The 20470-nt window shown below is 72.7% G+C and carries 21 protein-coding genes; 5 read left to right on the top strand and 16 right to left on the bottom strand.

Annotated elements, in window-relative coordinates; genetic code table 11:
* Positions 1-2: 2 nt before the first annotated feature.
* Both AB0C01_RS00870 and AB0C01_RS00875 read right to left on the bottom strand, forming a co-directional pair.
* Positions 3-203 carry a hypothetical protein gene (locus tag AB0C01_RS00870; RefSeq protein WP_357245353.1) on the bottom strand — a complete coding sequence of 67 codons (201 nt, stop codon included), beginning with the start codon at positions 201-203 and terminating at the stop codon, positions 3-5.
* Positions 200-748, bottom strand: coding sequence for a helix-turn-helix transcriptional regulator (locus AB0C01_RS00875; RefSeq protein WP_357569888.1), 549 nt, complete (start codon positions 746-748; stop codon positions 200-202). Before AB0C01_RS00875 ends, AB0C01_RS00870 begins: the two co-directional genes overlap by 4 nt.
* 251 nt (positions 749-999) lie before the next feature.
* On the opposite strand from AB0C01_RS00875, the gene AB0C01_RS00880 reads away from it, so the two are divergent.
* Positions 1000-2073, top strand: coding sequence for a helix-turn-helix domain-containing protein (locus AB0C01_RS00880; RefSeq protein ID WP_357569889.1), 1074 nt, complete (start codon positions 1000-1002; stop codon positions 2071-2073).
* A gap of 24 nt (positions 2074-2097) precedes the next feature.
* Here AB0C01_RS00880 and AB0C01_RS00885 read toward each other — a convergent pair whose 3' ends face one another.
* From AB0C01_RS00885 to AB0C01_RS00900, 4 genes are all read right to left on the bottom strand, one after another.
* Positions 2098-2742, bottom strand: a complete 645-nt coding sequence (locus AB0C01_RS00885) for a DUF402 domain-containing protein (protein WP_357245358.1) — start codon at positions 2740-2742, stop codon at positions 2098-2100.
* A gap of 134 nt (positions 2743-2876) precedes the next feature.
* The gene (locus tag AB0C01_RS00890; protein WP_357245360.1) at positions 2877-3629 is read right to left on the bottom strand and encodes a YebC/PmpR family DNA-binding transcriptional regulator; all 753 of its coding nucleotides are present in this window, start codon (positions 3627-3629) and stop codon (positions 2877-2879) included.
* A gap of 225 nt (positions 3630-3854) precedes the next feature.
* The gene (locus AB0C01_RS00895; protein ID WP_357245362.1) at positions 3855-4151 is read right to left on the bottom strand and encodes a hypothetical protein; all 297 of its coding nucleotides are present in this window, start codon (positions 4149-4151) and stop codon (positions 3855-3857) included.
* Position 4152: 1 nt separating this feature from the next.
* Positions 4153-4812 (bottom strand): NADPH-dependent FMN reductase, encoded by a 660-nt coding sequence (locus AB0C01_RS00900; RefSeq protein ID WP_357569890.1) that lies wholly within the window; start codon positions 4810-4812, stop codon positions 4153-4155.
* Between the two features lie 104 nt (positions 4813-4916).
* Here AB0C01_RS00900 and AB0C01_RS00905 point away from each other — a divergent pair, with 104 nt between their 5' ends.
* Entirely contained in the window at positions 4917-5768 is an 852-nt protein-coding gene (locus AB0C01_RS00905; protein WP_357570242.1) for a helix-turn-helix transcriptional regulator, read from the top strand.
* A gap of 8 nt (positions 5769-5776) precedes the next feature.
* On the opposite strand, the gene pdxT is transcribed toward AB0C01_RS00905, so the two are convergent.
* The 6 genes from pdxT to pgsA form a co-directional block, all read right to left on the bottom strand.
* The gene (gene pdxT / locus AB0C01_RS00910; protein ID WP_357569891.1) at positions 5777-6385 is read right to left on the bottom strand and encodes a pyridoxal 5'-phosphate synthase glutaminase subunit PdxT; all 609 of its coding nucleotides are present in this window, start codon (positions 6383-6385) and stop codon (positions 5777-5779) included.
* A 2-nt stretch (positions 6386-6387) separates the two neighbouring features.
* Positions 6388-7305, bottom strand: a complete 918-nt coding sequence (gene pdxS, locus AB0C01_RS00915; RefSeq protein WP_357569892.1) for a pyridoxal 5'-phosphate synthase lyase subunit PdxS — start codon at positions 7303-7305, stop codon at positions 6388-6390.
* A 138-nt stretch (positions 7306-7443) separates the two neighbouring features.
* Positions 7444-7947 (bottom strand): hypothetical protein, encoded by a 504-nt coding sequence (locus AB0C01_RS00920; protein WP_357245370.1) that lies wholly within the window; start codon positions 7945-7947, stop codon positions 7444-7446.
* Positions 7948-8031: 84 nt separating this feature from the next.
* Entirely contained in the window at positions 8032-9192 is a 1161-nt protein-coding gene (locus tag AB0C01_RS00925; protein WP_357245372.1) for a glycosyltransferase family 4 protein, read from the bottom strand.
* 58 nt (positions 9193-9250) lie between these two features.
* Positions 9251-10183 (bottom strand): phosphatidylinositol mannoside acyltransferase, encoded by a 933-nt coding sequence (locus AB0C01_RS00930; RefSeq protein WP_357245374.1) that lies wholly within the window; start codon positions 10181-10183, stop codon positions 9251-9253.
* A gap of 46 nt (positions 10184-10229) precedes the next feature.
* Positions 10230-10859, bottom strand: a complete 630-nt coding sequence (pgsA, locus tag AB0C01_RS00935; RefSeq protein ID WP_357245376.1) for a phosphatidylinositol phosphate synthase — start codon at positions 10857-10859, stop codon at positions 10230-10232.
* Positions 10860-11108: 249 nt separating this feature from the next.
* Here pgsA and AB0C01_RS00940 point away from each other — a divergent pair, with 249 nt between their 5' ends.
* Entirely contained in the window at positions 11109-13262 is a 2154-nt protein-coding gene (locus tag AB0C01_RS00940) for an elongation factor G-like protein EF-G2 (protein WP_357569893.1), read from the top strand.
* A 13-nt stretch (positions 13263-13275) separates the two neighbouring features.
* On the opposite strand, the gene AB0C01_RS00945 is transcribed toward AB0C01_RS00940, so the two are convergent.
* Both AB0C01_RS00945 and AB0C01_RS00950 read right to left on the bottom strand, forming a co-directional pair.
* Entirely contained in the window at positions 13276-14334 is a 1059-nt protein-coding gene (locus AB0C01_RS00945) for an aldo/keto reductase (protein WP_357245380.1), read from the bottom strand.
* 154 nt (positions 14335-14488) lie between these two features.
* The gene (locus AB0C01_RS00950) at positions 14489-15001 is read right to left on the bottom strand and encodes an HIT domain-containing protein (protein ID WP_357570243.1); all 513 of its coding nucleotides are present in this window, start codon (positions 14999-15001) and stop codon (positions 14489-14491) included.
* Positions 15002-15180: 179 nt separating this feature from the next.
* On the opposite strand from AB0C01_RS00950, the gene AB0C01_RS00955 reads away from it, so the two are divergent.
* Positions 15181-15909, top strand: coding sequence for a D-Ala-D-Ala carboxypeptidase family metallohydrolase (locus tag AB0C01_RS00955; RefSeq protein ID WP_357245382.1), 729 nt, complete (start codon positions 15181-15183; stop codon positions 15907-15909).
* Positions 15910-16067: 158 nt separating this feature from the next.
* Here the strand turns inward: AB0C01_RS00955 and thrS are convergent, their stop codons facing one another.
* Positions 16068-18080 carry a threonine--tRNA ligase gene (gene thrS, locus AB0C01_RS00960; RefSeq protein ID WP_357245384.1) on the bottom strand — a complete coding sequence of 671 codons (2013 nt, stop codon included), beginning with the start codon at positions 18078-18080 and terminating at the stop codon, positions 16068-16070.
* 189 nt (positions 18081-18269) lie between these two features.
* Here thrS and AB0C01_RS00965 point away from each other — a divergent pair, with 189 nt between their 5' ends.
* Positions 18270-19280 carry a DUF1775 domain-containing protein gene (locus AB0C01_RS00965; protein ID WP_357569894.1) on the top strand — a complete coding sequence of 337 codons (1011 nt, stop codon included), beginning with the start codon at positions 18270-18272 and terminating at the stop codon, positions 19278-19280.
* Between the two features lie 251 nt (positions 19281-19531).
* Here AB0C01_RS00965 and AB0C01_RS00970 read toward each other — a convergent pair whose 3' ends face one another.
* Positions 19532-20452 (bottom strand): ADP-ribosylglycohydrolase family protein, encoded by a 921-nt coding sequence (locus AB0C01_RS00970; RefSeq protein ID WP_357245388.1) that lies wholly within the window; start codon positions 20450-20452, stop codon positions 19532-19534.
* Positions 20453-20470: the final 18 nt, after the last annotated feature.

Genomic DNA, 20470 nt, shown 5'->3' on the forward strand with positions numbered 1-20470 from the left:
CGTCAGTCGGTGTGAACGGGGGGACGCTCCCCGTCCGGTCCACGGGCCGAACGGGGAGCGTCACCCACCCGCCGTAGGTGCTTGCCGATCCGGTCCTCCGGCCAGGTCGCCGGCACGATCGGCTCGCCCGACAATGCGTCCAGCACCCGCCCATCCACTGTCCCACTCACCGGCAGGCCACCCAGCGCCTGGAAGGCGATCACCCGGCTGGTGGTGTCCGAGCCGAACCAGCCGTCCGCCGGCACCTCCAGCCCGCCGCACCGGGTAGCAGCGCACCGGAGATCCCGACCGTCAGCACGCCGAGCACCGCGAGCGTCGCCAGACGGAGCCAGCGACGGGACGGCCAGGGCGCCCCGGGTCGCGGCGTTGCCGGTCCGACGCTGGGGCCGACGCCCACCTGGGCGGTCGCGGACGGGGCGACGTCGGTCGGTGCCGCGTGGCTCTCTGACCGATCCCGCTCGCTGAGGCGCGCCTCGAGGCCCCTCCGCATCTCCACCCATCGGTCGACCTCGGCCGCCGTCATGCCGCAGGCCACCAGCAGCGACAGGACGATACGCTCCCGAGGCAGCGTTGTCCGCCCCAGCATCGAGGCGAGGGTGCTCGGCGGCAGCCAGTGTCCCGCCGCCGAGGCGCGTCGGGCGATCTCCCGATAGGTCAGGCCGGAGCGCCGTCGCACGTCCCTGAGCAACGCCACGTACTCGCTCGCCGTGGCCACCTGTGGCACCGGATCCCGGGCAGCGTCATCCATCAAGTCCCCCCGTGTTGTCGATTCGTCCGGCTCGGACCGGTGCGGGTCCGAGCCCACCGGCCATCCGCGACCAGCGGCACGGCCATCGAGAAAAGACGCTAGATAAGCCCTTCCACGAGAACAATGCCCTGCTCGAGGGGCTGCGATGTCCAGGCAGCTCAGGGCGGCTTGTCCGGGTCTTGTCCGACCATCTCGGACAGTCGCTCGACGTTGACTTGCCACCGACCCGCCGATATCAGGAGAATTGGACGATGACCACGGGGGAACTTCGACCGGACGAGGCGGCCGACCCGACCGAGTTCATCGAGATGCTGCGTCAGCTCAAGGACCGGTCGCGACTCACGTACCGGCAACTGGAGCAGCGCGCCTCGGCGGCGGGTGACGTGCTGGCTCGCAGCACCGCGGCGGACATCCTGCGCCGCTCCACATTGCCGCGACCGGAGGTGGTGGCCGCGTTCGTTCGCGCCTGCGGTGCCGAGGATCAGGTCGAGACATGGCTACGGGCGCGGCACCGTCTCGCGGTGGGTGCGTACACACCGACCGGGCCGGACCAGCAGCCGACCGACGACGACACCACCTCGGACCCGTCGCCGTCGACCAGCAGCACTGCCGAGGGCCGGCCGAGCGGCAGCACCGCACCCGTGGTGGAGCGCGAAACCCCGGACCGGGCGCGCTGGTTCGCCCGGCGTACGCCGCTGACGCTCGTCGTCGTCGGGGCCCTGCTGGCGGTGCTCGGTCTGGGCTTCTGGATCCAGCGCCCCGACGACGACCAGGACACCGGCCAGCGCGGCGCACCGGCCAGTTCGACATCCGACGGTCCCTCGGCCACCCCGGACGTCGACACCAGTCCGACGATCGGGCCGAACGCACGCCTGAGCCAGATCCGCCCAGCCCGCAGCCCGCAGCTCTGCCTCAGCGAGGGGCACGACCGCACCGGCCGCTATCGGAGCGAGGTGATGGTGCAGCGTCCCTGCGCGGACGCCACCCCACCCGACACCTACCTGGAGCCGGCGGCCGGCGGGCTGTACTTCATCAAGTGGGACCACCCGGAGCACGGGACGGGCTGCCTGAGCGTCATCGACGGCAACCCCGGCCAGAACCTGCTCGAACCAACGCAGAGGTGCAGCACGACCGACCCGTTCCAACTGTTCCGCTTCGAGCCGACCGCGGCCGCGCCGGCCTCGTACCGCATCCGGCTGACCAGTTCGGACCTGTGCGTCGGGCTCCGCGACGACGACACCGAGGTGTCGGCCGAGGCGCTCGTCGAGCGGTGCACCAACGGCGCGGACCAGATGTTCCTGGTCGACGGCCTGCCGGGAGGCTGACGACTCCGGTGGATCGACGGCCGCTCAGCGGGCTGGCGGCACCCGATCCCAGCCGGCGGGCAGCGGCGACGCCGACCAGGCCGGGTCGGGCTGCCACGCCGCCCACGCCGGATCCCACCAGCGCTGCCCCGCGTCGAGCAGCGCCGCGATCCGGTCACCCTCGGCCTGGATGGCATCCCCCATGCCCGGATAGCGGCCCTCGACGAGACGCTGGGCGAAGATCTCCACGTCCTTCCAGACGTAGGAGTCGGCGTCCGCGCCCCACCACAGGTCCAACTCGTGGTCCAGCGTGTCCACCCCGATCGGCGTACGCCGGACCGGGTCCTGGAGGTTGAAGTACCAACCGGCGAAGTCGCGCCCGGGGCCGGTCCAGAAGACGTCGACGGAGTGCGCCTCACCGGGGCGTTGCAGCATCAGCTTGCCGTGCCCCGACCAGGAGCGGTGCCCGGCGGTCTCCCACGGGTGACGCCCACACGGGAAGACGCCAGCGGTGGGGAAGCCGAACTCGGCGCCCGGCGGAAGGTAGAGGGCGAGCAGGTCGGGCGAATCCTCGACGACGATCGTCGGGCAGCCGAACCACACCTCGCCGCGCAGGATCTCACGCCGCACGACCACGTCGCCCGGCGCGAACCGGTCCAGCACCAACTCCGCCAGCACGTCCTCGCTCACCGACGGATCGTACCGAGTCGCGGGGCGCCGGGCGGCGCGGACGCTCCGCCCGGGTTGACGGCGGAGCAGGTCGGGCCGCTGACTCCCGCCGGGCGACGGGTGGCCCGGCGGGAATCAGCGCGACCGTACGTGGGTCAGGCGTCGACCGCGGCCATCACGTCGTCGCTGACGTCGAAGTTCGCGTAGACGTTCTGCACGTCGTCGCAGTCTTCCAGGACGTCGATCAGCTTGAAGATCTTGCGGGCGCCGTCCTCGTCCAGCGGCACGTTCATGCTGGGGACGAGAGAGGACTCGGCCGACTCGTACTCGATGCCGGCGTCCTGCAACGCGGTGCGCACTCCGACGAGGTCGGTCGGCTCGGAGACCACCTCGTACGCCTCACCGAGGTCGTTGACCTCCTCGGCGCCGGCGTCGAGGACGGCCATCATCACGTCCTCCTCGGACGTGGCCTCCTTCGGCACGATCACCACGCCCTTGCGGGAGAACATGTACGACACCGAGCCGGCGTCGGCGAGCGAGCCGCCGTTGCGGGTCAGCGCGGTACGCACCTCGGTCGCCGCCCGGTTGCGGTTGTCGGTGAGGCACTCGATCAGCAGGGCGACGCCGTTGGGCCCGTAGCCCTCATACATGATCGTCTGCCAGTCGGCGCCGCCTGCCTCCAGGCCGGAGCCCCGCTTGACCGCGCGGTCGATGTTGTCGTTCGGCACCGAACTCTTCTTCGCCTTCTGGATGGCGTCGAAGAGCGTCGGGTTGCCGGTGGGGTCGCCGCCGCCGATCCGTGCGGCCACCTCGACGTTCTTGATCAGCTTGGCGAACATCTTGCCGCGCTTGGCGTCGATGACGGCCTTCTTGTGCTTGGTCGTCGCCCACTTTGAGTGGCCGGACATCTTCTACCTCCGTTGCTAGCCGCCGGCTGCATCGACCGCACCGCTCACGCCCCGCTCCCGCCGGCGCACGCGGAGGTGCCGGTCAGCTCTGGTGGAAGCCGTGGCGGGCAGATGGCCCTGCCGAATCTCCGCAATCCTACCGACGTCCCCCGGGTCGCTGTCATGCACCGCGCGCGGCGACGTCCCCACGCCCGCCCGAATCGGGCAGACGTGGGGAAAACGGAGTCACATCCCGAATCCGTACGACCCCGTCACCGTGCACTCGACCATCGACCGTTCGTCGCACCGATCATCCAGCCCGGCCCGGTAGCGCCGGAACGACTCCATTGCGGGCAGCGGGCCGGGCAGGTCCGGACCCAGCACGACCTCGACGAAACTCCGGCCACCGTCGAGCCGCAACGTCAGGTAGCGCAGCCCGGCGGGGTTGGTCCGGGCCAACTCCTCGTGGACGGCCCCGAGCAGCCGCAGATGTTCGGCCAGGTGCTCGGGACGCACCCGGTACCGGATCAGCATGGTCTCCATCTCAGCCCACCAGCTCCGCGGCACCGGCCGCCACCCGTGCCGGGTCGACCGAACGCCGCGCTCGGGACCAGGTCACGACCTCGGCGAGCATGGTGGACAACTCCGCCTCCCGGCCGTCACCCGGCGCGAACCGGCCGGCGGTCGGGTCACCCGGGTCGGCCCCGGTGGAGTCGAAGTCGGTGAAGATCGACAGGGCCACTCCGGTCGGCACCACCACCGTCCGTACCTCGGTCAGAATCGCCCGCAGGTGGTCGGCTGCCCGGTTACCGCCCTGCACGCCGTAGCTCAGCACCCCGGCCACCTTGTCGGTCCACTCCGCGTACAGGTAGTCGATGCCGTTCTTGAGCGCGGCCGGGATCGAGCGGTTGTAGTCCGGGGTGACGAAGACGAAGGCGTCGCAGGCGTCCACCACCGCCGCCCACCGCCGGGTGTGCGGGTGCCGGTAGTCGCCGAACAGTGCCGGCACCGGCTCGTCGAGCAGTGGCAACTCCTGCTCCGCGAGGTCGACGAGCGTGCAGACGGCGTCCCCGGCGCGGACCGCCTCGTGCCGCTCGGTGACCTCCATGGCCCACCGGGCGATCGCCGCGCCGCGCCGGCCGGGACGGGTGCTGCCCACGATCAGACCGATCCGCAGCGGTCCTGGGCTCTGTGCGTTTGTCATGACCACGATCCTGTGCGCGACGGGACGGGCCGGGGAGACCGCCGCGAGGATGGCCCTGCCAGGGACACCCATCGGCCAGCGCCGGCTGCCAGACTGGGTCGGTGATGGACGGAGAGCTGGGCGCGTTCCTGCGCAGTCGCCGCGAGGCGCGGCAACCGGCCGAGGTCGGTCTCGCCGAGGGGCCGCGCCGACGCACCCCGGGGCTGCGCCGGGCCGAGCTGGCGACGTTGGCGCAGGTCAGCGTGGAGTACCTGACCCGGCTGGAGCAGGGCCGCGACACCCGGCCGTCGCCGGAGATCCTCGCCGCGCTCGCCGACGCGCTGCGCCTGGACAGCGCCGACCGGGAACACCTGCGGCAGCTCGCCTCGGCCCAGCACGCCCGGCACCTCTGCTCGGGCGACCGGCCGGCGGTGTCCCGCACCGTACGGCCAACGGTCCGCGCCATGCTCGACGCGCTACGCGACACCCCGGCGTACGTGCTCAACCGACTCGGCGACGTGCTGGCCTGGAACGAACCGTTCGACCGGCTGGCCCGCCCGCTCGGCCTGCTGGACGGATCGCAACCGAACCTGGTGTGGTTCGTGCTGACCGACGAGCGGGCCCGCGAGCACTACCCGCAGTGGTCGGCGGTGGCCGACCAGCAGGTCGCGCAGCTGCACCTGCTGCGCCGCGGCGACCCGGCCAGCGACGCGTTCGCCGAGCGGCTGGCCCGGACCGTGGGAGCGCCGTTCACCGACCGCTGGCGGCGGCGACCGGTGACCGCCGCACGGGCCGGCCTGCTGACGGTGCGCCACCCGGACGCGGGGCTGCTCCGCCTCGACGTCGAGACGCTGGAGCTGGCCGAGGCCGACCCGCAGCGACTGGTGGTGCAGTTGCCCGCCGACGCCGCCACGGCGACCGCGCTCGACGAGTTGGCGGGCCGCCGCCCGGGGCACCTGCGCGCGGTCGCCGGCTGAGCGACGGGTCACGCCGAAGCGGTGCGGACCAGATCCACGAAGTACGCGTGCACGCGTAGGTCACCGGTCAGCTCCGGGTGGAACGAGGTGGCCAGCAGGTTGCCCTGGCGGACCGCCACGATCCGGTCGGCCGCCGGCCCACCGGTCACCGACCCGATCACCTGCACCCCGGCGCCGACCCGCTCGACCCACGGCGCCCGGATGAAGACCGCGTGGAACGGCTCACCCGCCACCCCGGTGATGGTCACCGGCGCCTCGAACGAGTCGACCTGCCGGCCGAACGCGTTGCGCCGCACGGTCATGTCGATACCGGCGAAGCCCCGCTGGTCGGGTCGACCGTCGAGCACCTCGGTCGCCAACATGATCATGCCCGCGCAGGAGCCGTAGACCGGCATGCCGTCGGCGACGCGCTTGTCGATCGGCTCGCGCATCTCGAAGATGTCGGCGAGTTTGCTGATGGTGGTGGACTCACCGCCGGGGACGACCAGGCCGTCCACCGCGTCCAGTTCCGTCGGACGGCGGACCGGGCGGGCGTCCGCGCCCGCCGCGGCCAACGCCGCCAGGTGCTCCCGGACATCGCCCTGGAGCGCGAGCACACCGATGGTGGGTGCGCCCATGCCTACCAACCCCGCTCGGCCAGGCGGTGCGGCTGCGGGATCTCGTCGACGTTGATGCCGACCATGGCCTCGCCCAGACCACGGGAGACCTTCGCCAGCACGTCCGGGTCGTCGTGGAAGGTGGTGGCCTTGACGATCGCGGCGGCCCGCTGAGCCGGGTTGCCCGTCTTGAAGATGCCGGAACCGACGAACACGCCCTCCGCGCCGAGCTGCATCATCATCGCCGCGTCGGCCGGGGTGGCGATCCCGCCGGCGGTGAACAGCACCACCGGCAGCTTGCCGCTCTCGGCGACCTCCTTGACCAGCTCGTACGGGGCCTGCAACTCCTTGGCCGCGACGTACAGCTCGTCGGCCGGCAGCGACGACAGCCGGGCGATCTCCTGACGGATCTTCCGCATGTGGGTGGTGGCGTTGGAGACGTCGCCGGTGCCCGCCTCACCCTTGGAGCGGATCATGGCCGCCCCCTCGGTGATCCGCCGCAGCGCCTCGCCCAGGTTGGTCGCGCCACAGACGAAGGGCACCGTGAACGCCCACTTGTCGATGTGGTTGGCGTAGTCGGCCGGGGTCAGCACCTCGGACTCGTCGACGTAGTCCACCCCGAGCGACTGGAGGATCCGCGCCTCCACGAAGTGGCCGATGCGGGCCTTGGCCATCACCGGGATGGAGACCGCCCCGATGATCCCGTCGATCATGTCGGGGTCGCTCATCCGGGACACCCCGCCCTGCGCGCGGATGTCGGCGGGCACCCGCTCCAGGGCCATCACCGCGACCGCGCCCGCGTCCTCAGCGATCTTGGCCTGCTCGGCGTTGACCACATCCATGATCACGCCGCCCTTGAGCATCTCGGCCATGCCACGCTTCACGCGGGCCGTTCCGACGACGGGGGCGGTACCGGCGTTCGACGCGGTGTTCTCGGGCACGGGTCATCGCTCCTTGGACGGGCTCCGGCGGGGGCAGGAAAAATGCTACGCGCGGGTCAACGCCGTACCGACAGCCAATCAGACCCCCGGTGGCCTGCCCTGTGGCCCTGGTCACCGGCTCCCCGGCGACCGCCCGGGTCAGCTCGCGGGAACGTCCGCCGGGACGGTGAGGGTCGGATCGTCGATGTCGAAGTAACGCGGCCACTCCCGGCCCCGTCCCATCCGCAACAACCGCACCAACGGGCGACTCCGCGCCGAGCGGGCGTCCCGGACCAGGTCCGTGTGCACCTGCCGGGACAGCGCGAGCCGGCGACTGGCGGCGATGACCGACCCACAGTCCGGATCACCCGGATCCAACTGGACACCCCGCAACTGCCGGGTCAGGTCGTTCTCCGCCGCCTCCCGCTCGTCCGGGCTGGCGTCCAGGGCGATCCGGGCCGCCGCGTACAACTCGACACCGAAGCGCCGCTCGGCCAACACGGCGGCCGCCGCGGCCCGGCGCAGCAGGTGGGCGTCGAGTGCCCGCGCCGCCAGTTCCGCACGGCCCTGCAACCGCTGCACCCGACCGGCGGTCCAGACGAGGTACGCCACGACCAGCCCCAGGACCACGATCGCGGCCACCACCCACCACATGTGCGGCATCGTAGTGCTGCTCCGTTTCGCCTCCGATTGGGCGCGGCCACACCGGTCACCCCGGTCGTCGTCCGCACCATCCGTCCCACCGGCTCAGCCCAGCCCCACCCATTCCTGGTCGATGACCCGCCCGTCGGTTGCCTCGATCGCCGCTGCGTATACCTCCACAACGCGGCGAGCAACCACCGGCCAGTCGAAATTCGCCACGACCTGATCGCCGCACGCGCTCAACGCGGCCCGCGCGGCCTGGTCGTCCAGCAACTCGGTCACCGCGTCACGCAACCCCACCGGGTCGCCCGTGGGAAAGAGCCGACCGGCCCGCCCGCCGTCGAGCACCCGCCGGAACGCGTCCAGGTCGCTGGCCACCACCGTGGTACCCGCGGCCAACGCCTCGGTGAGGATCATGCCGAACGACTCGCCGCCGGTGTTCGGTGCCACGTAGAGGTGCACACTGCGCAACATCCGCGCCTTGTCCGGTTCGGTGACCAGCCCCAGGAACGTGACCCGCTCGTGCAGGTCGGCCGGGAACTGGTCGTACAGGTCGTCGGGGTCGCCCGGGCCGGCGACCAGCAACCGCAGCCCCGGCCGGGTCGCGGCCAACGCCACGAACGCGTCGCGCAGCACCGGGAAGCCCTTGCGCGCCTCGGTGAACCGGCCCAGGAAGCCCAGGGTGCCGCCGGTGCCCGGGGCGCACTCCCCCGGCCAGCCCGGCAACGGCTCGACGTCGGCGAACTTCGCCACGGCCACCCCGTTGGGGATCTCCACCGCCCCGCCGTCCATGTGCTCGACCTGCACCTTGCGGGCCAACGCACTGACCGCGATCCGGGCGGTGATCCGCTCCAACACGATCTGCAACACACCCTGCGCGGCGGCCAGCACCCGGGACCGGGTCATCGCGGTGTGGAAGGTCGCCACCACCGGGCCGCGCGCGGAGAGCACGGCCAGCAGCGACAGGCTCAGCGTGAGCGGCTCGTGCACGTGCAGCACGTCGAAGTCGCCGTTGATGATCCAACGCCGGACCCGGGCGGTGGAGACCGGGCCGAACGCGATCCGGGCCACCGAACCGTTGTACGGCAGCGGCACGGCACGACCGGCGGACACCACGTACTCCGGCAGCGGCGAATCCTCGTCGGCCGGGGCGAGCACGCTGACCTCGTGGCCGAGCGCGATCAACGCCTCGGCCAGGTCCATCACGTGGTTCTGCACCCCGCCGGGGACGTCGAAGGAGTACGGGCACACGATGCCGATCCGCATGCGTCAGCGCCCCCCGCCCACGACCGCGGCACACCGTCCCACCGTGCCCACCACCTCCTCAGGCCGGACCGGCGGCCGAGGAGGGCAGCGCCGTGCCGTCCCCCGACCCCCGCTGGTCCAGCCACATCCGCTGCAACATGTGCCAGTCTTCCGGATGCCGGGCGATACCCGCCGCCAGACCGTCGGCGATCAGCTGGGTCAGCGACCGGACCCGCTGGTCCAGGGGCCCCGCCTCGGGCCCCGGCACCGGCAGCGGGCCGGCGAGCGACGCGCACGCCGCATCCGATTCGTACCACATCGAGGCCACGTACAGCGGCGCTCCGGTGTGCAACGCGAGCAGCGCCGGCCCGGCCGGCATCCGGGTCCTACCGCCGAAGAAGTCCACCTCCACCCCCCGGGCGGAGAGGTCCCGGTCGGCGAGCAACGGCACCACGGCACCGGCACGCACCCGGTCCAGCAGCACGTCGAACGCCGGACGCGACCCCCCGTGGGTGGGCAGGATCTCCATGCCCACGCTTCCCCGGAAGGCCACGAAACGCTTGTACACGCCCTCCGGCTTGAGCCGTTCCATCACCGTGGTGATCGGCCAGCCGGTGGCCGCCACCCAGGCGCCCGCGGCGTCGTAGTTGCCGGCGTGGGGAAGGGCCACCACGGCGCCCCGGCCCGCGGCCACGTCGGCGGCGAGCAGCTCGGCGCCGTCGAGTCGGAAGCCGGACAGGATCTGCGCCCGACTCAACGCGGGCAGCCGGAACGCCTCCATCCAGTACCTGGCGTACGAGCGGAGCCCTCGCTTCACGAGATCGTCCAGCTCGGCCTCGGGCAGCTCCGGGCCGACCACCCGGCGCAGGTTCGCGCGCAGTCGGGCCGTACCCCCTCCGCCGCGGCGGTGGGCGCGGTCCGCGCCCGCCTGGAACGCCGCCGCCACCAGCGGCCGGGGTAGCGCGCGGACCACCCGCCAGCCGGCGACGTAGCCCAGCTCGGTGAGGTTCACGCGGCCCGGCCGCCGGTCGCCCGGCGCGGGGCCGTGGACGCGCCGCTCACGCCTGGCCGTCCGGCTGGAGCTGCTGGGCCTGGCGGTAGACGTGCGCCATCCGCTGCCCCACCGTGAAGATCGACACGGCGGCGAGCAGCCAGAGCGCGATCTCCAGCGCCGGCTTCACGTCCAGGCCGGTGAGGATGCCGCCGACCCCGACGATCAGCAGCCGCTCGGTGCGCTCGGCGATGCCCACGTTGCAGGTCATGCCGAGCCCCTCGGCGCGTGCCTTGACGTAGGAGACCAGGCTGCCGGCGGCCAGGCAGACCAACGCGGCGGCCACCCCGGAGTAGTTGCCCTGGGTGGCCAGCCAGTACGCGACGGCACCGAAGACGGCGCTGTCGGCGACCCGGTCCATGCTTGAGTCGAGGAACGCGCCGAACCTGGTGGAGCCGCCGCTCATCCGGGCCATCGTCCCGTCGAGCAGGTCGGTGAGCGCGAACAGGGTGACGATCAACGCGCCCGCGACCAGATGGCCGCGGGCACCGAGGCCGAGCGCGCCGACGAGCACACCAACGGTGCCCGCGACGGTGACGGCATTGGGGGTGACGCCCGCGCGCAGCAGGGCACGGGCAATCGGCTCGACGACGCGGGTCATCCCCGCGCGGGCCGACACTTGGAAGATCTTCGCCATGGCGGTCCCCACGATAACGGTCCGCCCAGGTCCGCCGATACGGCCGCCCCTCCGACCCGCCCGGGAGAGGCTTGTGCCTACCCGGCAACGGGTGTGAGATCGAGGCGGAGGGTGAGCCAGCTCACCCGCCCACCCGTCCCGTTCCCGCTGTGCACGAGACCACCGGAGGATACTGCCGCGCACTCGCCCCGGGCCGCTTACCGTCGCGCGGCGGTCGCCACCCACCACCGGCTGAGGGAGGTGCGCCCCATGGCGCAGAAGCATGAGAAGGGTTCCACCGGCGGCGCGCCGGTGGTGACCGAGCCCGCGCGGGTTCGCAACGTGGTGCTCGTCGGGCATTCCGGCGCGGGCAAGACGACGCTTGTCGAGGCCCTGCTCGCGGCCACCGGCACGATCGGCCGGGCCGGCGCCGTGGTCGACGGCACGACGGTCGGCGACCACGACCCCGCCGCGGTCCGCCAACAGCGGTCGGTCAGCCTGTCCTGCGCGCCGCTGCTGCACAACGGCATCAAGGTCAACCTGCTGGACACCCCCGGGTACGCCGACTTCGTGGGCGAACTGCGCGCCGGGCTGCGGGCCGCCGACGCCGCCCTCTTCGTCGTCTCCGCGGCGGGCGGCATGGACGCGGCCACCGTCGCGCTGTGGGAGGAGTGCGCGGCGGTCGACCTGCCCCGCGCGGTCGCGGTCTCCCGACTGGACCAGCCCCGCGCCGACGTCGACGAGACGGTGGCGCTCTGCCAGCGCCTCTTCGGCGACAACGTGATGCCCCTCTACCTGCCGATGCTCGGCGACGACGGCGTGTCCACCGAGGGTCTGCTCGGCCTGATCACCCGCCGGGTATTCGACTACTCCGCCGGACTGCCCGCCGACGTCCGCGACCCAGACCCGGAGCACCAGCGGGCCATCGACGAGTCCCGCGACGAGCTGATCGAGGGGATCATCGCCGAGAGCGAGGACGAGACCCTCATGGACCGCTACCTCGACGGCGAGGAGATCAGCACCGAGGTGCTCATCGACGACCTGGAGAAGGCCGTCGCGCGGGGGCACTTCTACCCGGTGGTACCGGTCTGCGCCGAGACCGGGGTGGGGCTGGACGTGCTGCTGGAGGTGCTCACCGCCGCGTTCCCGTCGCCGTTGGAGCACGAGTTGCCGGCGGTGACCGGCGTCGACGGCTCGCCGCGTCCGCCGCTGACCTGCGACCCGGCCGGGCCGCTCGTCGCGGAGGTCGTCAAGACCACCATCGACCGCCACGTCGGCCGGGTCTCGCTGGTCCGGGTCTTCTCCGGCACGCTGCGCCCCGACCAGACCATGCACGTGTCCGGTCACGGCATGGCCGAACGCGGGCACCCCGACCACGACGCCGACGAGCGGGTCGGGCACATCTTCACCCCGCTGGGCGCCACCCTGCGGGAGGTGCCGCTCTGCGTGGCCGGCGACATCTGCGCGATCACCAAGTCGGGCAGCGCCGAGACCGGCGACACCATCTCCGCCCGGGACGAACCGCTGCTGATCGCCCCCTGGGAGATGCCGGAGCCGCTGCTGCCGGTGGCGGTCGTCGCCCACCGCCGCGCCGACGAGGACGCCCTGGCCCGCAACCTCGCCCGCCTGGTCGCCGGCGACCCCACGCTGCGGCTGGAGCGCAACCCGGAGACCCACCAGCTGGTGCTCTGGTGCATGGGCGAGGCCCACGCCGACGTGGTGCTCGACCGGCTGCGCGCCGGCGGTGTCGAGCTGGACACCGAGCCGGTCACGGTGTCGCTGCGCGAGACGCTCACCGTGCCCGCGACGGGGCACGGCCGGCACGTCAAGCAGTCCGGTGGGCACGGCCAGTACGCGGTCTGCGACATCGAGGTCGAGCCCCTGCCCCCGGGCAGCGGCGTCGAGTTCGTCGACCGGGTCGTCGGCGGCGCGGTGCCGCACAACTACATCCCGTCGGTGGAGAAGGGCGTCCGCGCCCAACTGGAGCGCGGCCTGGTCGCCGGCCACCCGGTGGTGGACCTGCGGGTGACCCTGGTCGACGGCAAGGCGCACAGCGTCGACTCCTCCGACGCGGCCTTCCAGACCGCCGGCGCGCTGGCACTGCGGGACGCCGCCGACCGTGGTCAGCCCGCGCTACTGGAGCCGATCGACGAGGTCACCATCCGGGTGCCGGACGGCTCGGTGGGCGCGGTGCTGGGCGACCTGTCCAGCCGGCGCGGTCGGGTGCTCGGCACCGAACCGGACCCGGACACCGAGGGCCGCACCCTCGTGCGCGCCGAGGTGCCGGCCACCGAGTTGCTGCGCTACGCCGTCGAGTTGCGCTCCCTGACGGCTGGCACCGGCACCTTCCGCCGTCAGTACGTCCGCCACGACCCCATGCCCGCCCACCTGGCCGACCAGATCCGCAAGGAACACACCCCCTGACCCTCGCCCCGCCTCAGGGGTGGACGGTGGGGTGCGCGGGAGGGGGCCGGTGGGGGCGGTCGGCGTCCAGCAGGGCGGCGGTGCGCAGGGCCGCCAACTGGCGCTCCACCTCGACGAACTGGTCCGCCGGCAACGGACCCCGGTGCAGCGCGGCGGCGTTCTCCTCGACCTGGGCGACCGTACGGCAGCCGGGGATCGGGATGGTGCGGCCGCTGCGCGCCCAGATCCAGCCCAGCGCCCCCTGGGCGAGGGTGCGCCCATCGGCGGTGAGCGCCGCGCGGACCGCCCCGACCCGGCGCAGCCACTCCGGTGCGGGCCGGCCACCGCGGAACCACTCCAACCACCCGGGGGTCAACCCGCGTACGTCGTCGCGGGGCAGCACCGACCCGGCCGAGTACTTGCCGGTGAGCAGGCCCATCCCCAGCGGTCCCCGGTTGACGCTGGCCAGGTCGTACTTGTCGCAGACCGCGAGCAACTCGGGGGCGTCCCGCAGCACCGACAGGGTGTGCTGCACGGCGGTGGCACCGGCGGCGCCGTGACCGAAGGCGGTGGCCCGGTCGACCCGGTCGGTGCTCCACCCGTACGCCCGGATCAGGCCCTCGGCGACCAGGTCCTCGCAGGTGCCGACCAGCGCCTGCGCCCGCGGCACCGACAGGTCGGCCAGGTGCAACTGGTAGAGGTCGATCCGGTCGGTGCCCAACCGCCGCAGCGAGTCCGTCACGGCCCGGCGCAGGTACGTCGGCGACGCGTCCTCCCCGGTGGCCTGCCGGCTCGCCTCGTCGAAGGTGTAACCCCACTTGGTGGCGATCACCGCCTCGTCCCGGCGGCCCGCGAGCGCGCGGCCGAGGACCCGCTCGCCGTGCCCGGCGCCGTACGTGTCGGCGGTGTCGAAGAGGGTGATGCCCTCCTCGAGCGCCCGGCGGACCGCCCGCACGGACTCGTCGTCGTCGACCGCGCCCCAGCCCAGCGGTTGCGTGCCCTCCGCCCAGGGGCCGCCGATCGCCCAGCACCCCATGCCGAGGGCGCTGACCTCGATGCCGCTGCGTCCCAACGTCCGCGTCGTGACTGCCATCGGCCGATCGTGCCACCTTCACCTGGTCGGGACGAGCAGATCCGCGGGCGGATACGCGGGCCCACGGAGACGGTCCGGGTGCGGCATGATCGGCGCGGCGACTGACCGCGCCCGGGGCGGACGGCCGCGTGCCCGGCCGTCGCGCGGCCGGCGGTCAGGACGGCCAGGCGCGGGCGAGGAGGTCGCGGGTGTCGCCGAGCAGTTGCGGCAGGACCTTGGTACGGCCGATCACCGGCATGAAGTTGGCGTCGCCGCCCCAGCGCGGCACCACGTGCTGGTGCAGGTGCGCGGCGATGCCGGCGCCGGCCACCCCGCCCTGGTTCATGCCCAGGTTGAAGCCGTGCGCGTTGCTCACCTTGCGGATCACCCGCATGGCGGTCTGGGTGTACGACGCCAGCTCGGTGGTCTCCGGCAGGTCCAGGTCGGTGTAGTCGGCGACGTGCCGGTAGGGGCAGACCAGCAGGTGCCCTGGATTGTACGGATAGAGGTTGAGCACCACGAACACGTGCTCACCACGGGCCACCACCAGGCTGTCCTCCGGCGGCAGCTTGGGTGCCCGGCAGAAGGGGCAGCCGGTGGGCTTCTCGTAGCCCTCGGCCGGGCGGTCCTCGCCGGAGATGTAGGTCATCCGGTGCGGCGTCCAGAGCCGATCCAGACCGTCCGCCATGCCGTCGATGTCCGTGTGCCGTTCCGCCCCTGTCACGAGCCGATCCTACGGAGCCGTCCCGTCGGACCGCGACACCCGTCGCCGGGAAACCCGGGTGCTGCACATTCTTGACGGATCAATGCCAAGCCCTGAAGATTCCATACATCCAGATCCGTGCATGTATCGATGGAGGGTCACCCATGATCCGACGGCTCGGCCGGCTCCTCGCGGCACTCGCCCTGACCGCCGCCACCACAGTGGCCGGCATCACCCTCACCGCCGGCGCCGCACAGGCGGACGGCTGTTACACCTGGGGTCGCACCCTGTCCCAGGGGGCGTCCGGCGACGACGTCCGGCAACTCCAGATCCGGGTCGCCGGCTACCCCGGCTACGGTGCGGTGCTCACCATCGACGGCGCGTTCGGCCCCGCCACCCGGTCGGCGGTGATCCGCTTCCAGCAGGCGTACGGGCTGCCCGCGGACGGCATCGCCGGCCCACAGACGTTCAACCGGCTCTACGCCCTCCAGGACGACGACTGCACACCCGCCAACTTCAGCTATCCCGAGCTGAACAGGTGCAACAGCGACTGGTCCGGCGGTGCGGTCGCGGCGAGCACCGCGCGAGCCAACGCGCTCGTCTCGATGTGGAAGCTCCAAGCCCTGCGGCACGCCCTCGGCGGCGTGGCCATCTCGATCAGCAGCAGCTTCCGCAGCTACGCCTGCAACAGCGCGGTCGGCGGGGCGTCCAACAGCCGGCACCTGTACGGAGACGCGGTGGACCTCGTCGGGTCACCGTCGCTCTGCCGACTGGCCCAGCAGGCCCGCTACCACGGCTTCGGGCAGATCCTCGGCCCCGGCTACCCGGACCACAACGACCACACCCACGTAGCGGCCGTCGGCGGCTGGTCCGCACCGACCTGCGGTATCTGACACCCACGCCGCGTCCGGGCGCTACGTCCCGGGGAAGATCGCGCTCGAACGTGGATGTAGTGGCCTCCCTCGGCGAGGAGGCCACTACATCCCGGATCGAGCGCGATCATGCGGGACGCGGGCGGGCCGCGAGCGGGACGCGGGCCGCGGCGGTTCCGTTACTCGGCGGCGGCGGCGGACGGGCCGATGTTCGTCCGCGAGCTGACCACGTCCAGGATGTGGGTCACCGCCTCGGCGACCGGCACCCCGTTGCGCTGGGAGCCGTCGCGGTAGCGGAAGGAGACCGTGCCGGCGGCCACGTCGTCGTCGCCGGCGATCACCATGAACGGGATCTTCTGCTGCTGCGCCGTACGGATCTTCTTCTGCATCCGGTCGTCGCCCGCGTCCACCTGCGCCCGGATGCCCTCGGCGCGCAGCGCCGCGACGAAGCCGTGCAGGTAGTCGGTGTGGTCCTCGCGGATCGGGATGCCGACCACCTGCACCGGGGCCAGCCAGGCCGGGAACGCGCCCGCGTAGTGCTCGGTGAGCACCCCGAAGAACCGCTCGATCGACCCGAACAGCGCCCGGTGGATCATCACGGGCCGCTGGCGGGTGCCGTCGGCGGCCTGGTACTCCAACCCGAACCGCTCCGGCTGGTTGAAGTCGACCTGGATGGTCGACATCTGCCACGTCCGGCCGATCGCGTCGCGGGCCTGCACGGAGATCTTCGGCCCGTAGAACGCCGCGCCGCCCGGGTCGGGCACCAGGTCCAGGCCGGAGGTCGCGGCGGCGGTCCGCAGCGCCTCGGTCGCCTCCGCCCAGTCCTCCTCGGCCCCGATGAACTTGGGCGAGTCGTCGCGGGTCGACAGCTCCAGGTAGAAGTCGTCCAGGCCGTAGTCGCGCAGCAGGTCCAGCACGAAGCTGAGCAGCGCGGACAGCTCCCCGGCCATCTGCTCGCGGGTGCAGTAGATGTGCGAGTCGTCCTGGGTCAGACCGCGGACCCGGGTGAGGCCGTGCACGACGCCGGACTTCTCGTACCGGTAGACCGTGCCGAACTCGAACATCCGCAGCGGCAACTCCCGGTACGACCGCCCGCGCGACCTGAAGATCAGGTTGTGCATCGGGCAGTTCATCGCCTTGAGGTAGTAGTCCGCGCCCTCCAGCTGCATGGGCGGGAACATGGTGTCCGCGTAGTACGGCAGGTGACCGGACGTCTGGAACAGCTGCGCCTTGGTGATGTGTGGGGTGTTGACGAACTCGTACCCCGCCGCCTCGTGCCGCTGGCGCGAGTAGTGCTCCATCTCGCGGCGGATGATGCCGCCCTTGGGGTGGAAGACCGCCAGGCCGGAGCCGATCTCGTCGGGGAAGCTGAACAGGTCGAGGTCCGCGCCGAGCTTGCGGTGGTCGCGCCGGGCGGCCTCCTCCAACAGCTTCAGGTACGCCTTGAGCTCGTCGCGGGTCGGCCACGCCGTGCCGTACACCCGCTGTAGTTGGGGGTTCTTCTCCGACCCCCGCCAGTACGCGGCGGCCGAGCGCATCAGCTTGAACGCGCCGATCAGGCGGGTGGTCGGCAGGTGCGGGCCCCGGCACAGGTCCGACCAGCAGACCTTGTCCTCCTTGGCGTCGAGGTTGTCGTAGATGGTCAGCTCGCCGCCGCCCACCTCCATCACCTCGTCGGTGTCCAGGCCCTCGCCCTTGACCTCGATCAGCTCCAGCTTGAACGGCTCGTCGGCCAGCTCGGAGCGCGCCTCGTCCAGGCTGCCGAAGCGGCGGCGACGGAACCGCTGCCCGGACTTGATGATCTCCTGCATGCGCTTCTCGAGCTTGCTGAGGTCATCGGGCTGGAACGGCTTGTCGACGTCGAAGTCGTAGTAGAAGCCGTTCTCGATGGGCGGGCCGATGCCCAGCTTGGCCTCGGGGAAGATGTCCTGCACGGCCTGGGCGAGCACGTGCGCGGTGGAGTGGCGCAGCACGTTCAGCCCGTCGGGCGAGTCCAGGCTGACCGGCTCGACGACGGTCTCCTCGGCCGGCGCCCAGTCCAGGTCGCGGAGCTGACCCTGCGGGTCGCGGACCACGACGATCGCCTTGGGGCCGTTCGCGGGCAGTCCGGCCGCGGCCACCGCGTCGGCCGCCGTGGTCCCGGCGGCGACGACGACGGGGTCGGCCACGGCGGGGGTACGGGGTGCGGACACGGTGACTCCTCCAAGTGGTACGAAACGGTGCCGATCCTCGGCTCCTGCCGATGCTATCGGTCGGCCCGCCCCCGACCGGGAACGGCACCTTCCTTACCGCCGGCGTTGAACCTTTCGCGCCCCGGAGCCGAACTAGAAGGTGTGGCCGGAAACCGGTGCCGGTCGCGTCGACAGGGATGGGGACACGAGATGGCGAGCACGCACGGTGGTGGACGTCGGCGGCGGATCGCGGCGGTGACCGCGGTGACCGCCGCCGGGCTGCTGCTCTGGCCCGGCGCGGCACGCGCGGTGGACGTGACGACCACTCCGAGCGAGGCCCGACAGGGCGACGCCGTACGCCTGGAGTTCACCGTCCCCGAGGAGCGGGCCGGCACGAAGACCAACCAGATCGAGGTCCGGTTGCCGGCCGACGCGCCGATCGCCGAGGTCTACCCCATGTCGGTGAACGGTTGGGCGCCCCGGATCAGCTCCCGCACCCTGGACAAGCCGGTGGCCGGCATCCACTCCTCCGGAGTGAGCACGGTGACCACGGCGGTGACCTGGGTCCGGGTGGGCGAGAGCGAGCCCGGCCCGGCCCGGCTGGCGCTGTCCATGGGGCCGATGCCGCAGGCGGAGCGGCTCACCTTCGAGGTCGTCCAGACGTACGCCGACGGCACGGTGGTCCGGTGGGCGGACGCCGCCGGCCCGCACCGGGCGCCGGCGCTCACCCTGCTGCCGGCGGCGCCCGGCGCGGCGGGTCCGGCCGCACACGGCGGGCACGGCGGTCCGGCGGCGGGCGGTCCGGCTGCCGCGGACAACGGTGCCGACGCCGCGCCGCCGGCCCGGTCGGGCGGTGCCGACGAGGGCAGCGCCGACGGGATGTTGGCCGCCGGTCTGCTGGCCGGGCTGGGTGGCGGCGCGGCGATCGGTTGGCTGGTCAGCCGGTGGCGCCGACGCGACCCGGACGAGGCCGCGGCGCTCGCCGAGGTGACCGGCGACCCGGACGAGGCCGCGACCCTGGCCGAGATCACCGGCCGCACGAACGAGACCGCCGCACCCGCCGAGATCACCGACCGCGCGGACAACATCGCCGCGCCCACCGAGGTCACCGGCCGCGCGAACGACATCGCCGCGCCCACCGACCCCCAGCCCGGCGATCTCCAGCCCGCTGGTCCCCAGCCCGCCGATCCCCAGGCCGCTGTGCCCGCAGCGGCGCGGTGATCCACTCCGGTTACCGAAAACCGCGGCATCCAGGCCGCACGGACAGCCCGATTTAGCGGTGATCCACTCGGCTTTCCGGAAACCGTGCCATCCACGCCGCGCGGAAGCACCGAGTTGCAGGAAGCCGAGTTGATCGTGGCCAGGGCAGCCCGCGCCGACGCAGGCCAGCCCGCAGGGCGGCAGGCCAACCCGCAGGCGCAGGCCGCCCACCAGGCGCAGGCCGCCCACCAGGCGCGGAGCGACCCCCTTTGTCAGGGAAGCCAGGTAGGTAGCGGCTCGCGGGCGGCCAGCCACGACTCGGGCACCCCGCCCGGGGTGCCGACACCCGTGTACGCGGCCACGATCGCTCCGACGATGGCGGCCGTGGTGTCCATGTCACCGCCGGCCCGGACACACGTCCGGATCGCCGTCGGGTAGTCGTCGAGGTGGGTCGCGGCGACCCAGAGGGTGAATCCGACGGTGTCCTGCGCCGTCACCCGGGAGCCGTTGCCGAGTTCCGCCACCACCCGTTCCGCCGGTCGGCCGAGCAGCCCAGCCGCCCGGCTCACGCTCCGGTGCACCTCGGTGCCCGGGTCCAGCGCGGCGGCGATCCCGGCGAGCAGGCGGTCCGGTGCCGGCCGGTGCCCGTCGAGGCGGCCCCGGGCGGCCAGCGCGGCGGCCACGGCCACCGCGACGGCGCCGGCGATGCCTTCGGGGTGCGCGTGGGTCACCTCGGCCGAGGCGCGGGCCTGCGCCGCGGCACGAGCGGTGGAGTCGGCGAAGTACGCGCCCAGCGGACCGACGCGCATCGCCGCGCCGTTGCCGCAGGAGCCCTGGCCGTCGAAGGCGGACGCGGCGGCCAGTGGCCAGGGGGTGCCGGTGCGGATCAGCTCCAGGATCGCCATCGCGCCAGCCCCGTAGCCCCGGCGTGGAGCACACCGCTCGGCGAAGGACAGGGCCAGTCGGTCGCGGTCGACGCCACCGGAGTGGTCCAGCTCGGCGAGGACCGAGCAGGCCATCTCGGTGTCGTCGGTCCACTCCCAGGGGGCCGGCGGCAGCGCGTCCGCGGTGATGTCCGAGGGCGCCGCCCCCGGCGCGAAGTACTGCGCGCCGAGCGCGTCGCCGGTCGAGAGACCGGCGAGGCTGTCCCGGGCGAGCGCCAGACGGGCATCGACGAACAGGGTGAACGACATCGTCGTACCAGCTTGCCC

The sequence above is a fragment of the Micromonospora sp. NPDC048905 genome, assembly GCF_040649655.1.
Taxonomy (GTDB): domain Bacteria; phylum Actinomycetota; class Actinomycetes; order Mycobacteriales; family Micromonosporaceae; genus Micromonospora.

Coding starts and splice junctions, on each gene's coding strand:
- AB0C01_RS00875 (WP_357569888.1), bottom strand. CDS start 748: ATGGATGACGCTGCCCGGGATCCGGTGCCACAGGTGGCCACGGCGAGC.
- AB0C01_RS00880 (WP_357569889.1), top strand. CDS start 1,000: ATGACCACGGGGGAACTTCGACCGGACGAGGCGGCCGACCCGACCGAG.
- AB0C01_RS00890 (WP_357245360.1), bottom strand. CDS start 3,629: ATGTCCGGCCACTCAAAGTGGGCGACGACCAAGCACAAGAAGGCCGTC.
- AB0C01_RS00895 (WP_357245362.1), bottom strand. CDS start 4,151: ATGGAGACCATGCTGATCCGGTACCGGGTGCGTCCCGAGCACCTGGCC.
- AB0C01_RS00900 (WP_357569890.1), bottom strand. CDS start 4,812: ATGACAAACGCACAGAGCCCAGGACCGCTGCGGATCGGTCTGATCGTG.
- AB0C01_RS00905 (WP_357570242.1), top strand. CDS start 4,917: ATGGACGGAGAGCTGGGCGCGTTCCTGCGCAGTCGCCGCGAGGCGCGG.
- pdxT (WP_357569891.1), bottom strand. CDS start 6,385: ATGGGCGCACCCACCATCGGTGTGCTCGCGCTCCAGGGCGATGTCCGG.
- AB0C01_RS00920 (WP_357245370.1), bottom strand. CDS start 7,947: ATGCCGCACATGTGGTGGGTGGTGGCCGCGATCGTGGTCCTGGGGCTG.
- AB0C01_RS00925 (WP_357245372.1), bottom strand. CDS start 9,192: ATGCGGATCGGCATCGTGTGCCCGTACTCCTTCGACGTCCCCGGCGGG.
- pgsA (WP_357245376.1), bottom strand. CDS start 10,859: ATGGCGAAGATCTTCCAAGTGTCGGCCCGCGCGGGGATGACCCGCGTC.
- AB0C01_RS00940 (WP_357569893.1), top strand. CDS start 11,109: ATGGCGCAGAAGCATGAGAAGGGTTCCACCGGCGGCGCGCCGGTGGTG.
- AB0C01_RS00945 (WP_357245380.1), bottom strand. CDS start 14,334: ATGGCAGTCACGACGCGGACGTTGGGACGCAGCGGCATCGAGGTCAGC.
- AB0C01_RS00950 (WP_357570243.1), bottom strand. CDS start 15,001: ATGGCGGACGGTCTGGATCGGCTCTGGACGCCGCACCGGATGACCTAC.
- AB0C01_RS00955 (WP_357245382.1), top strand. CDS start 15,181: ATGATCCGACGGCTCGGCCGGCTCCTCGCGGCACTCGCCCTGACCGCC.
- AB0C01_RS00965 (WP_357569894.1), top strand. CDS start 18,270: ATGGCGAGCACGCACGGTGGTGGACGTCGGCGGCGGATCGCGGCGGTG.
- AB0C01_RS00970 (WP_357245388.1), bottom strand. CDS start 20,452: ATGTCGTTCACCCTGTTCGTCGATGCCCGTCTGGCGCTCGCCCGGGAC.